We start from the raw sequence: 15317 nt of genomic DNA on the forward strand, positions 1-15317 counted from the left end.
TTTAATAAATTTCAGACCAATAAATATCTTAGTCTTCACTTCGTATTTATTGGTCTTATTAATTTCTGAAATCTTATGAAAAACCGCTCAATTAATCAACTCAGTAAAGCCATTCTGGCAATATTAGGTTTGATGTGTCTTGGTTTTTCTATCGTAATTATTATTTTACTAACTCCGGGAGAGCAATTTATACAAGAACCTAATTACTCCTTTTATTGCGGCGTTCAAAGCGAAACGGAACCTCATACAGACATTACGCAAATTTCCGTATTGGAACAAAGGGGAATGATTTTATTTAAAGAATCATGTGCACCATGCCATCAATGTTCTTCGGAAGCTTTGGTCGGACCTGGTCTTAAAGGTATTAGTTCCAGAAAATCTTTCAGGTGGATTGTTAATTGGATTCAGAATCCATCAAAAGTCTTAAAAAAAAGAGACAAGTATGCATTAAAACTATTTGAAAATTTTAATCGTGCTGAAATGCCAGCCTTTCCAAATTATAAGAAGGAGGACATTAAAGCCATTTTAGCTTACATCGAACTATATCCTTGAATTACAAAAAACAAATATTAACCCCGGAGGCATTAAAGGCCTGTGAGAAAATGAATGCCTTGGGTTCACAAAGAACACCATTCATTTTCATCATTGATTACGGGATGAATCATCCGGAGGTATTCACCTTTGAAGAACTGGAAAAGAAGAATATTTTTTTCAAAATTAACGATACGACTAATTATTCTTCCGAAGCTAACCAATATCTTCACGATACTTCTCTCAAAAAATTTCCGATTAGTTTCGAGGCTTATCACCAGGCATTCGGAACGGTAAAGCACCATTTACAAAGAGGAGACAGCTTTCTGATTAACCTCACTCAGCCTACTCCTGTAGAAACTGAGATGAGTTTACTCGAAATTTTTGAAAGAAGTCAGGCGAAATATAAACTTTATTTTCAGGATCAGTTTGTCTTATTTTCTCCTGAAACTTTCGTCGGTATTCAAAACGGGATTATTTCTTCTCATCCCATGAAAGGTACCATCTCTGCCAACATTCCGAATGCCGAAGAAGAGATTCTGAAAAATAAAAAGGAACTGGCCGAACATACCACAATCGTAGATTTGATCCGGAATGATATCAGCATGGTTGCCGAAAAAGTATGGGTTGAACGTTTCAGATATATTGACAGAATTACTACCAACGACGGAGATTTGTTACAGGTAAGCTCTGAAATATGCGGAATTTTACCGAAAAACTATCATCATCAGCTCGGTACGCTTTTATTCAGGATGCTTCCCGCAGGATCTATCACAGGAGCTCCTAAACCTCAGACAATTGAAATTATCAGAGAAGCAGAAGGTTATAACCGGGGATTCTATACAGGTGTTTTCGGGATTTTTGACGGAGAAAATCTTGATAGTTCTGTGATGATACGATTCATTGAAAAAACAAAAGATGGTCTCATTTTTAAAAGTGGAGGCGGTATTACCGTATTTTCAGACGAACAGTCTGAATATCAGGAAATGATTGATAAAGTTTATTTATCTTTTTAAATTAAGCCCCGGGATCAGAAATCAGATTAAAACAAACACTCTCATACGTTATGAAACTTCTTGAAACAATACAGGTAAGTGACGGGAAAATGCTGAACATAGCCTACCACTCTGCCAGATTCAACAGGGCAAGAGAGGAACTATTTGAAGTAATAACAGAAATTCACCTGGAAAAGATTATAGGGATTCCCTCCCAATTCAAACAAGGGCTTTTCCGATGCAGGGTAATTTATGATGAGCGGATTGAAGAAGTAAGTTTTACGCCATACCAATATAAAGACGTTAAAAAACTTAAAGTTGTTGAAGCTCCTCATATTTCTTATCACTACAAATGGGCAGACCGCAAAGAATTTTCTGACCTGTTGACACTCCACCCCGAAGCAGACGAAATCCTGATTGCGCAAAATGGCTTGCTTACTGATTGTACCATCGCCAATCTTGCATTCTGGAATGGAAAATCCTGGATTACTCCCTCCAGTCCGTTGCTTAAAGGAACCCGGAGGCAGCAACTGCTTGACCAGAAACTGATTACGGAAAATGAAATAAAGATTTCAGACCTTAAGAAATACAAAAAGGTCTGTCTGATTAATACTTTCCGGGAATTAGACCCTGAAAATTCAATTGATTGCAAGGGAATCATTTACTAAGCCGGCAATAGTAATTTGTGATTCTTCTGGCTATTTTCTTTATTTTTGCGATATGTCAGAACAACCAACTCCCTCATTCCTCCTCCGGCAAAAATTTCCATTTGAACCAACAGACAGTCAGGTTGAGTTATTCAAAAAAATGGATGATTTTTTGTTGAATGATGATGATTTCGGACCTATTTGTTTTCTCCTGAAAGGTTATGCAGGAACGGGAAAAACAACTGTTATCAGTTCAATCATTAAGGTTCTGCCAAAATTTGGTTACAAATCAATTCTTTTGGCACCTACCGGACGGGCCGCTAAGGTAATGAGCAATTATTCCAGGAAAAAAGCCCAGACCATTCATAAAAAGATTTACAGACAGGTTGCCAATCAATATACCGGAAACCTGGAATTTCAACGTCAGAATAACTACGCAACCAATACCATTTTTATCGTTGATGAGGCTTCAATGATTTCTGATGATGCCGAATTTGGCACAGCAGGATTACTGACCGATCTGATGGAATTTGCTTTCACTCATCCTGAAAGCGGACATACAGGTAATAAAATCATTTTTGTCGGAGATACCGCCCAGCTTCCTCCGGTCGGGAAATTGATGTCGCCCGCGCTGGAGCGGGATTACATGGAAGGTCAGTTTCATATTGCTTGTCTGGAGCAGGAATTGACGGAGGTTATGCGTCAGGATTCAGCTTCGGGGATTCTCTTTAATGCTACCAATCTTCGTTCCCTGCTCAAAGTTGAAAAACCTGCTATCAGTTTCAACACAAAGGGTTTTCGAGATTTTTATAAAATGACCAGTGAAAAACTGGAAGACGGTTTAACTTATGCTTACCGGAAATTTACCAGGGAAAATACCATTATTCTAACCCGCTCCAATAAAACCGCAGTACAGTATAACCGATATATCCGTCAGAGAATTTTCTTTCAGGAAGATGAATTATCTACGGGAGATTTATTGATGATTGTGAGAAACAATTATCACTGGCTGGATGAGGATTCTCCGGCAGGATTTCTGGCCAACGGGGATTTTGTGGAAGTAATGAAATTAAGAGGCATTGAGGAAATGCATGGTTTCAGGTTTGCAACACTATCTCTGCGTTTGCTGGATTATGAAGAACATCCTGAAATAGAAGCTAAGGTTTTACTGGATACACTTTATTCAAATTCTCCGGCCATGTCTAAAGAAGACAACAAATTACTCTATGAGTCTGTTGTACAGGACTATGCCCATATAACCAGTAAAAAAGAACGGAATGAGGAAATAAGAAAAGATCCTTATCTGAATGCTTTGCAAATAAAGTTTGCTTACGCGCTGACTTGCCACAAGTCTCAGGGTGGACAATGGAATGCTGTATTTATTGACCAGGGTTATCTTACCGATGAAATGATTAATGAAGATTTTATCAGATGGCTTTACACAGCAATTACCCGTGCTACCCATGAGGTTTTTTTATTGAATTTTCACCAGGATTTCTTTGATTAATGATTCAGGAAAGCATAAAACTCTCATTAAACTCAGTTTCAGGGAGTTTTATGCCTGATAAAAGAATTTCAGCTATTTCCTTTCACAACCATCTGCATATCATTTGCAAATTTAGGACGATTATTTCCCTGTGCTTCTACTTCTGTAACCAATTCCTCAAGGATATCTTTCAGAACCGACAGCTTCTCCTGTCCTAATATTTCCCCGATTTTCTTATCTATATATAAGGAACATCCTTTCCAGTCTAAAATAAACTGCCCACCTGCCTGCGTAAGTGTAACAATGGTTGCCCGTGCATCTTTCGGATGTTTTGCTGTCTCTATAAAACCATATTCCACCAATTCCTTAACCATTTTACTCATGGCCTGCTTGGTAACATTAGCTCTTTTGGCTAATTCATTATTAGTTGTACCATCCAGATCAAGATTTACCAATAAAATCAAATGCCCGACCTTAAATCCGTCATATCCCAATGAGGATAAATATTCATTGGCTAACTCCGACATATATCTGTAAGATTTATTCAAAAGTCGGCCCATCAATTTATTTCTATGCGATTTAAATTCCATTAGTTTCTGCTTCAAATCTTCTGTCATGGCTTTTCTATGTGCATTTATTGGTAATTGAATGAGCAATTTAGGATTTATTTCACATTTAATTTAAACATTCTCCTACCAGTAATCAATAATTATTTTCTAAGTATCTATTTATTTTTTTGCCAAAATTAATACAAAAAAAAATAATTGTCAACTTACTTGACTTTTTTAGTCAACTTAGTTTACATTTGTACCGTCAATCAAGTTTACTATCTAATCAATAGCATGAATTGATGAGCGAAACTGAGCGAAACTCTCAAACCAAAATTCTTTAGTTTTTCTCTTTAATTAGTTTAAAAACATACCGTCATCGCTCAACATTCACAAAATCAAACAAACATGGAAAATCAAAGTCCAATCAAAAAGTATTTACCAAAAGTTATTCTGGTTGTTGTTCTGGTTGCAGGAGCATTTTTAGGTTATTCAAAATATAAATACGCTCAAACGCACGAAGATACAGACAACGCTCAGGTTGAAACCTATTTCGTACCGGTACTTCCACGTATGGCTGGTTATGTAAAAAGCGTAAGTGTTAAAGATTACGACAATGTTCAAAAGGATCAGTTACTCGTTGAAATTGATACAGACGAGGCAAAATTAGCGTTAGATGAAATGGAAGCTGATTTAGTGCAGGCTCAGACTGACGTTGAAAATGCTAAAGCAAATATTCAAAACCTTCAATTGGTAATCCGTTCAAACGAAGCGAATCTTAAAGCCAGTATTTTAAGAAGAGATAAAGCCAAAAAAGATGCTGATCGTGATGCAGCTTTAGTAGCAGACCATGCTATTACACGCAAACAATCTGATGATACAAAATCTGCTTATGAGGTACTTGCTGCACAATATGAGGCAGGTGTAAGTGACCTGACTGCTTCAAAATCCCGTTTGCCAATCCTGACTTCAATCCTTCATAAAGCAGAAGCTTCACTGACCATCAAAAAGGTTAAAATTGATCAGCAGAAACTAAAACTTTCATATGCAAAGGTATATGCTCCGGCTTCTGGCAAAATCGGACGTAAGAACGTAGAGGTAGGTCAGTTCATTCAGGCAAGTCAACCGCTGATGACCATTGTGAAAGATTCTACATTCTGGGTTATTGCCAACTTTAAAGAAACGCAGGTTGAGCATCTTAAAATCGGAGACGTAGCTGAATTGAAACTGGATGCTTATCCTGAAATTAAACTGGAAGGAAAAATTGCCTCAATTGCAGAAGCAACAGGTGCAAAATCTTCATTACTTCCTCCGGATAATGCTTCGGGTAACTTTGTGAAAGTAACACAGCGTGTTCCGGTTAAAATAGAGATTATTGACTTCCAGAAACACCTTGACATTCTCAGAGCCGGACTTTCATTAGAAGTTTCTGTAGAACTGAAAAAATAGTTTAAGAGTCAGCCATAAAGCAGAATATCTCTGTCTTTACAACTGTTCATTTAAACTTTAAACGCAAAGATTATGTCATCGGTAAAAGGTTTCGCAAAATTTATAATCGTTCTCACGACGATCACAGCGGCGATAATGGAGCTGTTGGATACGACCATCGTGAACGTTGCCCTAAACCAAATGGCTGGTTCTTTAGGAGCAACAATTGAGGACATCGCCTGGGTAATTACTTCTTATGCCATCGCAAACGTAATTATCATCCCAATGACGGGATTTCTGGGAGAATATTTCGGTAGAAAAACATATTATCTGACCTCTATGATTCTCTTTGGTATCGCTTCATATTTCTGCGGTGCCTCTCATGGATTATGGGAGCTGGTATTCTGGAGATTTATCCAGGGTATCGGAGGTGGAGCGCTTCTTTCTACTTCTCAGGCCATTTTATTTGATGCTTTTACACCACAGGACAGACCAATGGCTTCCGGGCTGTTTGGGATGGGGATTATTTTAGGACCAACACTCGGACCTGTAATTGGTGGGTACATCGTTGATAACTTTACCTGGCAGCAAATATTCTTCGTAAACATTCCGATTTGTATCTTAGCAAGTATTCTGACCATAGTCTTTATTGATAAAAAGGAAGGGGAAGGACAGAAAAAGCACCTCATAACCATAGATTATACAGGTATTTTTCTTCTCACGCTGGGGATTGGTTCTTTACAGTATGTACTTGAAAAAGGTGAATCTGAAGATTGGTTTCAATCCCGTCAGATTGTAACCGTCAGTCTTTTGGCCGCGATAGGACTTATAGGCTTTATCTGGAGAGAATTAACAACAGACCACCCGGTTGTAAACCTGAAAATCTTTAATCACAAAGTTTTTGCTGTTTCAACCATTTTTACACTGGTTGCAGGGTTTGGTTTGTTTACTTCGGTCTTCGTTTATCCGGTATTGGTACAACGTATCAATGGATTTACACCTTATGAAACCGGGCTTTCATTACTTTTCCCGACATTGGCCGGGGTCGTACTTTTTCCACTCATGGGAAAAAGGATGTCGAAAGGAGATTCTCCTATTCCGTACATGACTATTGGTATTTTGTTCTTTATCTTCTTCGGATTTTACAGTGCAACAGCCACAACAGATATGGGAAGATGGGATTTCTTTCCGATGCAGTTAATGAGGATCATAGGAGTTGCAATGCTTCAGATGCCGCTCATTAATCAGGCAGTGGCCGGTCTTAAGCCAAGTGAATATCCGACAGGTATTGCTTTGACAAACATGATCCGTCAGCTGGGTGGGGCTTTCGGGATTGCACTCGCCAATAACTTTACCACCAACCGTGCTGCACAGCACCGTTCGGATCTGATGGCAAATATGGTGCAGGAAAATCCTTTGTTTAACGAAAGAGTATCAAATGCAGCAAGGAACATGATTAACCTTACGGGAGACGCTTATACAGCTACCACAAAGGCTTATATGCAAATTGAAATGGCAGTTAATAAGCAGGCATATTACCTCGCTTATCTTGATACTTTCAGATTGGTTTCAATCTTTTTCGTATTCGTTCTGCCCTTCCTCTTTTTGCTGAAAGGTAAAAAAGTTTCAGCCGAAGAAGCAAAAGCAGTAGCCAAAGCAGCCGCAGAAAGTCATTAACAGACTCGCGGTTCCGATATAAAATCAGTCAAATTTCTCCAGGAAACATTTTAATAAAACGATAAGTTTTTGGGAAATTTTAACCATAGGCTTTTCAATTCAAATGAAGACAAACAAATTATTCATACTTTTTTCTCTCTTAGCGGTACAACAGGGATTTGCCCAAGGGAAAACCGATGAAGCGCTGAATCAGTTAATCCGCTCAGCCATTGAATATTCTCCGAAAATTAAAGAACAGCAGCAAACCATTCTGATCGGAGATTATAAAACCAGAATTCATCAGGCTAATGAAAAACCAAATATCGCCGGTGAAGTCGGGGTTACCCGTTTCGATCCGGTAGCAAAAGCAACTTTGGGCGGTACAACCATTCAGTTTCAGCCAAATATGAACTATAATGCCAATGTAGGGGCAAATTATACAGTTTATGATTGGGGTAAGAATGCGCTGGAAGTTGAAAAATCAAAACTTGAAACAGAACTCTCTAAGACGAATGTAGAAGGTTTGAAAAATATCTATGCTTATCAGGTGGCAAATCTGTACTATGGAATTGTCTATCTGCAAAAAGCCATCGAGGTACAGAAACAGCAATTGAAACTGGTAAATGATAACGAGAAAATCATCAGTGATCGTTTGAAACAAGGTGATGCATTGGATTACGATCAGATTTCAGTTCAGGTTCGTTATAAAAATGCAGAATCCCGTTTAGCTGATTTACAAAGCCAGTTAGAACGTCAGTATATCTATCTTAATTCATTGGTCGGAAAAGATATCCGTGGCAGTATCACTGCTCAGACCACCTTTGATTTAGGCTTGCCGGAGCTGACAGTTGACAATGCCTATAATGATGCTCAAACTTCAAACTTTGATCTGAAAACTTTGAAAGAGAAAGATCTTATTTACGAAAGAGATGTTAAACTTTCACAAATGAGTCTGGCTCCAAGTCTTGTTGCAAATGGTTCTGTTGGTATCAAAAACGGTTATTTCCCAAGAATTAACGGAGAAATCCCTTCATTTTCAGACGACTTTAAACTAAACTCTGTTTTGGGTATCAAACTGAATATTCCGATTTATAGCGGGAAAAAAGGTGCTTACAACACTTCTATTGCTAAATTGAACCGTGAAATGCTGAAATATAGCGTGGACGTAACCAATCAGGCATTAAGACGTGATTTGGAACAAGCTCAGAATGATCTGAAAACTGCTCAGGAAAAAATGGATTTGTCTGAAAAAACTGTATTTCAGGCAGATTATGCACTTAAACTGGCAGAATCCCGTTTTAAGAACGGTGTCATTACCAATGTAGAAATTGAATCGGCGCAAACCGCTCTGAAAGAAGCTCAGTTAACCCAGTTACAATACCAATATCAGATAGTTTTAGCAAAACTGGAAATCAACCGTCTGACGGGGGTTAAATTCTGGTAGGCAGACAAGGTATGAATTATGAGTCAGGTAGAGTACCTCTTTCCTTGAGTAAAATACTTAATCATTAGTCATAATTCATACCTTAACCATTTTCATGAATAAATTTCACTGTTTACTTTTCTTATTTTTCCTGTCTTTTTGCCAGATCCGGGCAACAGATTTACCTGATTCTACCCGCTTTCAAAAACTAAGTAATTCCAGACTGGTACATTTCTTTACCGGGCATAAATACCTCATTTCTCCTTATCTTTTGTATATGCCTGAAACCAACTGGGTTTTCGGGGCAGGAGTAAAACGTTTCCTGAATGCCGGCGGTGAAAATGATACACTTACCAGGGTTTCAAATACAGCCGTTTTTCTGCAATATTCGCTGAACCAGCAGATCATTTTTGAACATAACTATCAGATTTTTACCAATAAAGAGAAGTATTATGTATTTGGATTCTATGGTTTCAGCCGATTTCCGGTATATTATTACGGAGCAGGAAAGGATGCCAGGCTTGAAAACCAGGAACAAATTACTTACGACCTGATCCGTTTTGACAACCTTACGCTGAGAAAAATCAGACCTTATACTTTCGCCGGACTGGGCTGGCGTTTTTTCAATATGTATAATATTCATGGACAGCCAAATGGTATTATGGAAAAGGAAAACGTCTCGGGAAGTCAGGGTTCAAGAATTTCAGGGCTCAACGCTTCAGTTTTATATGATAGCCGGGATAATGTACTCACCACCTCCAATGGTATTTTCGCACAGATAGAATTTTCTTACCATGCCGGATTTACAGGTAGTACGCACAATTTCCAACGTTGGATGATCGATTTGAGAAAGTTCATAAAACCTTTCAAAAACCGGGAAGATGTAATTGCTTTTCAGGCATACAGTATGCTCAACAACGGAGACGTTCCCTTTAATGAGTTAGGGCTTTTGGGTGGAGACATGATTATGAGAGGTTATTATCTGGGAAGTTACCGTGACAAGAACTTACTGGCATTCCAGGGAGAATACAGACTACAGGTATTAAAACGCTGGGGACTGGCGGGTTTTGCCGGGATGGGAAAAGTAGATGAAAGCATTTCGGGTTTAAATTTCCAGAACGTTTTACCAAGTTATGGTGCAGGGCTCAGGTTTAAGATTAATCGTAAGGAAAATGTTAATCTTCGAATAGATTACGGTTTCGGAAATGGTCAGCAAAATCTGTATTTCTTTATTGCAGAAGCATTTTAAAAGGGTTCCAACCCATACTCTTTGACTCACAGAGCATAAGCAACATTGTTTGAGATTGCGTTGTGAGACACAGCTCACGGTGATGATTATGCCAAAAAAAATGCCATTCTCGCTAGTGAAGAATGGCATTAAAAATAACCCTAATCAATTTAATTATAACTCTAAACTTTCTAAAGCTAATCCCCAGGCATCGGAAACGCCTTTATAAACTACTTTACCGTTCACGACATTAAGTCCTTTTTTCAATTCCTCATTATCTGTACAGGCTTTTTCCCAGCCTTTATTAGCCAATTGAAGTGCATATGGTAACGTTGCATTTGTTAAAGCCAGCGTAGAAGTATATGGAACAGCTCCCGGCATATTGGCAACACAGTAATGAACAATCTCATCGATTACAAATGTCGGATTTTCATGCGTAGTTGGTGTACAAGTCTCGATACATCCTCCCTGATCAACTGCCACATCTACCAATACTGTTCCGGCTCTCATATCTTTCAGCATTTCACGGGTAATCAGATGAGGTGCTTTTGCCCCCGGAATAAGAACCGCTCCAACTATCAGATCTGAAACCTTGATTGCCTCACGGATGTTATATTCGTTCGACATTACTGTATCAACGTTTGCCGGCATAACATCTTCAAGATAACGTAAACGCTGAAGGCTTACATCCATAATTGTCACGTTAGCCCCTAAACCAGCTGCCATTTTTGCAGCCTGTGTTCCTACAATTCCACCACCAAGTATTAATACATTCGCAGGTTTAACACCAGCCACACCGCCTAACAGAATACCACGTCCACCCATTGGTTTTTCAAGATATTTTGCCCCTTCCTGAATAGCCATTCTTCCGGCTACTTCCGACATTGGTACCAATAACGGCAAACTTCTGTCCGTTTTTTCCACCGTCTCATAAGCAAGGCAGATTGCTTTGCGGGCAATCATGGCATGAGTTAATTCTTCTGAAGAAGCAAAATGGAAATACGTAAAAAGAAGTTGATTTTCTTTAATAAGGTTATATTCAGAAGCAATCGGCTCTTTTACTTTACAGATCATTTCTGCAATAGCATACACTTCTTCAATTGTTGATAAAACCGTAGCACCTGCCTTCTCATATTCTTTATCTGAGAATCCGCTTCCTATTCCGGCAGATGACTGGACATAAACAACATGTCCGTTCTTCTTAAACTCAGCCACTCCGGCAGGAGTTACCGCAACACGGTTCTCGTTATTCTTGATTTCTTTAGGTACGCCGATTATCATAATATAAGGTATCTTTAGTTTGTTTAAGGAAAATTCTGTTCTCAATTCATTACTCAAATCGTCATTTATCAGATTTTTGTAAGTCGATAAGAAAAAGTGCCAGATCATGGCTGAAATGGCACGGACATCCGTTTTTGAAGTGTAATTACATCACAAAGTTAACCAATCAGAATATTTTTTGGATATCTCTCAATAAATAAGAAAATATTAAACGAAAAACGACATATCAAAGAAATAATGACTAAACATCATTTAAATTCATGGTTAAAACAGCAATAATTTCTGATTAAATAATTTTGAACAATTTGATTATATTTTATAATTATCCTTGAGTAATATAAGTTCAGACTGCTTTAATATCCTTTCCAAAACACTTCAGCAGATTTTTAATGCCTTTTTTTCCGAAAATTCTATCAGTCCATATCCGTTCCCTTTGGCAATTGATTCAAATTTGTATCTTTGCATTCAACATTGTTGAATTACAATAAACATTATTAAATATTCAGAATATGTCAGAAGAGCCGGTGTCCAATCAACTCAATATAGGTGATCGGATCAGAATTTTGCGAACCACTCAGAAAAGGACTTTGCAGGAAATTGCAGATGAATGTGAGTTGTCAAAAAGCATGATTTCCAAAATAGAAAACAACAGAACCATTCCTTCTGTAGCCGCCCTTATAAAAATTGCCCGGGTCCTCGGAACTACCATTTCGGGTCTGCTGGAAAAAGAAGGCTGGCTGAATGCTATTTTAACCACCAGACAAAAAGCTCAGGAAAATCTGACTCAAACGGAAAAAGGCTATTCAATCTATCCTTACGGTTCAGAATATCATGCAAAAAAAATGCAGCCAATGCTGTTTGTCGCCAAAAAAGGTGAAGTAAAACCCCATCAGCTTTCCCACGAAGGAGAAGAATTTATCTATGTAATCCGGGGTGAAATGAAAATGCAGGTCGGTGAAATCGAGTATCATCTCAAAGAAGGAGATGGTTTTTATTTCAACTGTACTTTAAAGCATGGCATCATGCCGGTTACCGAAGAAGTAGAATATCTGGACATTTTTGTCTGAAAGCATTTAAAACGATTTCATAAATACTCTTAAACACACAATAAACCTTTTAACTATTTTATTCTTATGATTCCAAAAAAGATCCTCAGAAATGTTTCAGGCAAAATAGCAGGACTGAGTCTTATCCTTTGCGCTATGGCATTTTCAGAAGGAAATGCACAAAATACAGAGCATGAAAAAGTGTCTGTTCAGGTAGATTTAAGTAAAGAAAATGGCAAACTGAACCCCATCTGGTCCTGGTTTGGCTATGATGAGCCTAATTACACTTATATGAAAGACGGGAAAAAACTGCTGACAGAACTTTCTCAGTTAAGCAAGACGCCCGTTTATGTACGTGTACATAGTCTGCTTGTTACCGGCGACGGAAAAGCGGCTTTGAAGTGGGGGTCAACCAATGTTTATACAGAAGACCAAAACGGGAATCCGGTGTACGACTGGAAAATTATAGATAAAATTTTTGACACATTTATAGAACGAGGAATGAAACCTATTGCACAAATCGGTTTTATGCCCGAAGCGCTGTCGTCGAAACCGCAACCTTACCGTCATTTCTGGAAACCCGGCGATAATTACAATGATATTTACACAGGTTGGGCATATCCTCCGAAAGACTATCAGAAATTTGCCACTCTGGTAGCAAAATGGGTTCAGCATTCGATCGACCGTTATGGTAAAAAGGAAGTAGAATCATGGTATTGGGAGCTGTGGAACGAACCAAATATCGGTTACTGGAAAGGAACTGTTGAAGAATACATAAAATTATACGATTACACTGCTCATGCGGTAAAAAGTGTTCTGCCTACGGCAAAAATCGGTGGCCCGGAAGTAACAGGTCCTGCCTGGAATGTTTCGGAAAAATTCTTCAGAACCTTTATGGATCACATTGTTTCAGGCAAAAATGCGGTAACAGGTCAGACAGGTGCTCCACTCGATTTTGTTACATTTCATGCCAAAGGAGACCCGAAAGTGGTAAACGGTGCCGTTCAGATGAATATGGGCAAACAATTAAAAGACATTGATAAAGGATTTGAAATCGTAGCCTCCTACCCTACCTTAAAACATTTACCCATTATCATCGGAGAATCTGACCCGGAAGGCTGTGCTGCCTGTTCAGAAGAGCTGAATCCACAGAATGCCTATCGGAACGGAACCATGTATTCCAGCTACACAGCAGCTTCTTTTGCCAGAAAATATGATTTGGCAAAAAGCCGCGGGGTAAATCTGCTGGGAGCCGTTACCTGGGCTTTTGAGTTTGAAGATCAGCCTTGGTTTGCAGGTTTCAGAGATCTGGCAACCAACGGTGTAGACAAACCTGTCTTAAATGTTTTCAGAATGTTTGGTATGATGCCGGAAAACAGAGTGGAAGTTCATAAGAATCTGGCTTATGATTTTGCCAGAATCAGAGATGAAAGTGTAAGAAAAGAAGCCGATGTAAATGCACTGGCCTCAAAAAATGCAAAAACCGCCGCCGTAATGGTTTGGAATTATCATGACGATAACCTTCCGGCCAAAGATGCATCTGTTGATTTAGAGATAAAAGGTGTCCCGGCCAAAAAAGTCCGGCTTTTTCACTACAGAATAGACAAAGAAAACAGTAATTCATACGAAGCCTGGAAAAAGATGGGTTCTCCGAAAGACCTTTCTCCTGACCAAATTGCCGCTTTGGAAAAAGCCGGGAAACTCAGGCTTTTAAACGACCCGGAATGGTTAACTGTAAAAAAGGGGAAAGTGGTTATTTCAATGAACCTGCCACGTCAGGGAGTATCATTGTTTAAATTAAACTGGTAAAATTCCTTTCTCTGAAATATAACATGTCATCATAAAAAGTGGCAAGATTACTCAAATTGATATATTTGTGAATGATTTTCGATGAAAGTCATTCACAAATCACAATTCTAAAGAGATGATTGATAAAACTGACCTTAGAATACTCCAATTGTTGCAGCAAAATGCCCAGCTGACAATCAAAGAGTTATCCCAGCAAATCAACCTTTCCATGACCCCGATCCACGATCGTATCAAACGCTTGGAACAGGAAGGAATCATTGAGAAATATGTTACGATTTTAAACAGAAAGAAAGTAGGTGCTTCTCTGGTTGTTTATTGTAATATCACACTTGATAAACAAACCAAGAACAATTTCGCAGAATTTGAGGAGGCAATTATTCAGTTTCCGGAAGTAATCGAATGTAATATTGTTTCAGGAGGATTTGATTATCTGTTAAAAATTGTTGCAAAAGATATGGAAGCTTATAATGAATTTCATCAGCAAAAGCTTTCTGTGATGAGAACAGTTGCTCATATTCACAGTTTTTTTGTAATGTCAGAGATAAAAAGTACCACGGTATTACCTTTGGAAAATTAAATTTTGAGATTTTCATTTTTTACCCATTTGGCACGATGATTGTAGTACAAGGAGGGAAAATCAATTAGTACTGCTGAAATGTTGATTTTTCACATTTTTAACTGCATCTGTCTCAAATTTTGCCAAAACAGAAAAATGGCATAATATTTGATAATTAATATCTTAGCCTGCTTTGCCGCCACGAAGAAAGGATTGAAGCTCAAGTCTGAGTCTTTCATTGAATTTAGAAAGACTCAGAAAAGCTTGAAAATTTATTTGAACCTTTTGACATTTATAATGGTGGCACACACTTCTAAAAACAAAACCAAAGTTCCCTTTCATAACGAACAAGGTAATAATCTTCAGGTTATTTTCCAGAGCATTCTTCAAGGAAATATACTTTCGTCCGGAATTTGATATTACTCAATATTTTACGAATGGATACTTCTGCCAACCGCCCGCTTATACAGCGAAGTGTCTCAGCATTTTAGAATAAAAATATATTTCAGGAAATATTGTAGCTCATCAGGGATATACTATTTCCGACCTTATTAAAGACTGTTCCCGAATACTGGAATTTAATGTATTGGCGGATGCATTGAATTTAGATTGTAGGTTTTCGGGCATTTTTACGGATCAGGTACGTTTTGCTTTTTGTCGAGTGTTGGCGGACGCAAAACATT

At 38.3% G+C, this 15317-nt stretch carries 13 protein-coding genes; 11 read left to right on the forward strand and 2 right to left on the reverse strand.

Annotated elements, in window-relative coordinates; all coding sequences use genetic code 11:
* Positions 1–75: 75 nt before the first annotated feature.
* The 4 genes from BM179_RS08190 to BM179_RS08205 are packed head-to-tail and all read left to right on the forward strand — an operon-like array spanning position 76 to position 3680.
* Complete coding sequence (locus BM179_RS08190) at positions 76–552, forward strand: c-type cytochrome (protein WP_092015109.1); 477 nt, start codon at positions 76–78, stop codon at positions 550–552.
* A complete protein-coding gene (locus BM179_RS08195) occupies positions 549–1547 on the forward strand; it encodes an aminodeoxychorismate synthase component I (RefSeq protein ID WP_229632923.1) in 999 nt (332 codons plus the stop codon). The genes BM179_RS08190 and BM179_RS08195 overlap by 4 nt, the downstream gene beginning before the upstream one ends.
* A 50-nt stretch (positions 1548–1597) precedes the next feature.
* Positions 1598–2194, forward strand: a complete 597-nt coding sequence (locus BM179_RS08200) for an aminotransferase class IV (protein WP_092015112.1) — start codon at positions 1598–1600, stop codon at positions 2192–2194.
* A gap of 52 nt (positions 2195–2246) precedes the next feature.
* Positions 2247–3680 carry an ATP-dependent DNA helicase gene (locus BM179_RS08205; protein ID WP_092015115.1) on the forward strand — a complete coding sequence of 478 codons (1434 nt, stop codon included), beginning with the start codon at positions 2247–2249 and terminating at the stop codon, positions 3678–3680.
* Between the two features lie 68 nt (positions 3681–3748).
* On the opposite strand, the gene BM179_RS08210 is transcribed toward BM179_RS08205, so the two are convergent.
* A complete protein-coding gene (locus BM179_RS08210; protein WP_143095180.1) occupies positions 3749–4315 on the reverse strand; it encodes a MarR family winged helix-turn-helix transcriptional regulator in 567 nt (188 codons plus the stop codon).
* 300 nt (positions 4316–4615) lie between these two features.
* Between BM179_RS08210 and BM179_RS08215 the strand changes: the two genes are divergently transcribed.
* The 4 genes from BM179_RS08215 (at position 4616) to BM179_RS08230 (ending at position 9963) form a co-directional block, all read left to right on the forward strand.
* Positions 4616–5656, forward strand: a complete 1041-nt coding sequence (locus BM179_RS08215) for an HlyD family secretion protein (RefSeq protein WP_092015121.1) — start codon at positions 4616–4618, stop codon at positions 5654–5656.
* 72 nt (positions 5657–5728) lie between these two features.
* Positions 5729–7312 (forward strand): DHA2 family efflux MFS transporter permease subunit, encoded by a 1584-nt coding sequence (locus tag BM179_RS08220; protein WP_092015124.1) that lies wholly within the window; start codon positions 5729–5731, stop codon positions 7310–7312.
* A 103-nt stretch (positions 7313–7415) separates the two neighbouring features.
* Entirely contained in the window at positions 7416–8735 is a 1320-nt protein-coding gene (locus BM179_RS08225) for a TolC family protein (RefSeq protein ID WP_092015127.1), read from the forward strand.
* 94 nt (positions 8736–8829) lie between these two features.
* Positions 8830–9963, forward strand: a complete 1134-nt coding sequence (locus tag BM179_RS08230) for a BamA/TamA family outer membrane protein (protein WP_092015130.1) — start codon at positions 8830–8832, stop codon at positions 9961–9963.
* A 153-nt stretch (positions 9964–10116) separates the two neighbouring features.
* On the opposite strand, the gene ald is transcribed toward BM179_RS08230, so the two are convergent.
* The gene (gene ald, locus BM179_RS08235; RefSeq protein WP_092016142.1) at positions 10117–11223 is read right to left on the reverse strand and encodes an alanine dehydrogenase; all 1107 of its coding nucleotides are present in this window, start codon (positions 11221–11223) and stop codon (positions 10117–10119) included.
* Positions 11224–11732: 509 nt separating this feature from the next.
* Here ald and BM179_RS08240 point away from each other — a divergent pair.
* The 3 genes from BM179_RS08240 (at position 11733) to BM179_RS08250 (ending at position 14655) form a co-directional block, all read left to right on the forward strand.
* A complete protein-coding gene (locus BM179_RS08240) occupies positions 11733–12290 on the forward strand; it encodes a helix-turn-helix domain-containing protein (RefSeq protein ID WP_218159183.1) in 558 nt (185 codons plus the stop codon).
* Between the two features lie 135 nt (positions 12291–12425).
* A complete protein-coding gene (locus BM179_RS08245) occupies positions 12426–14078 on the forward strand; it encodes a GH39 family glycosyl hydrolase (RefSeq protein WP_229632933.1) in 1653 nt (550 codons plus the stop codon).
* Positions 14079–14193: 115 nt separating this feature from the next.
* A complete protein-coding gene (locus BM179_RS08250; RefSeq protein WP_092015136.1) occupies positions 14194–14655 on the forward strand; it encodes an Lrp/AsnC family transcriptional regulator in 462 nt (153 codons plus the stop codon).
* Positions 14656–15317 lie beyond the last annotated feature (662 nt).

Origin of the sequence: Pseudarcicella hirudinis, from assembly GCF_900115665.1 — a bacterium.
Lineage (GTDB): Bacteria > Bacteroidota > Bacteroidia > Cytophagales > Spirosomataceae > Pseudarcicella > Pseudarcicella hirudinis.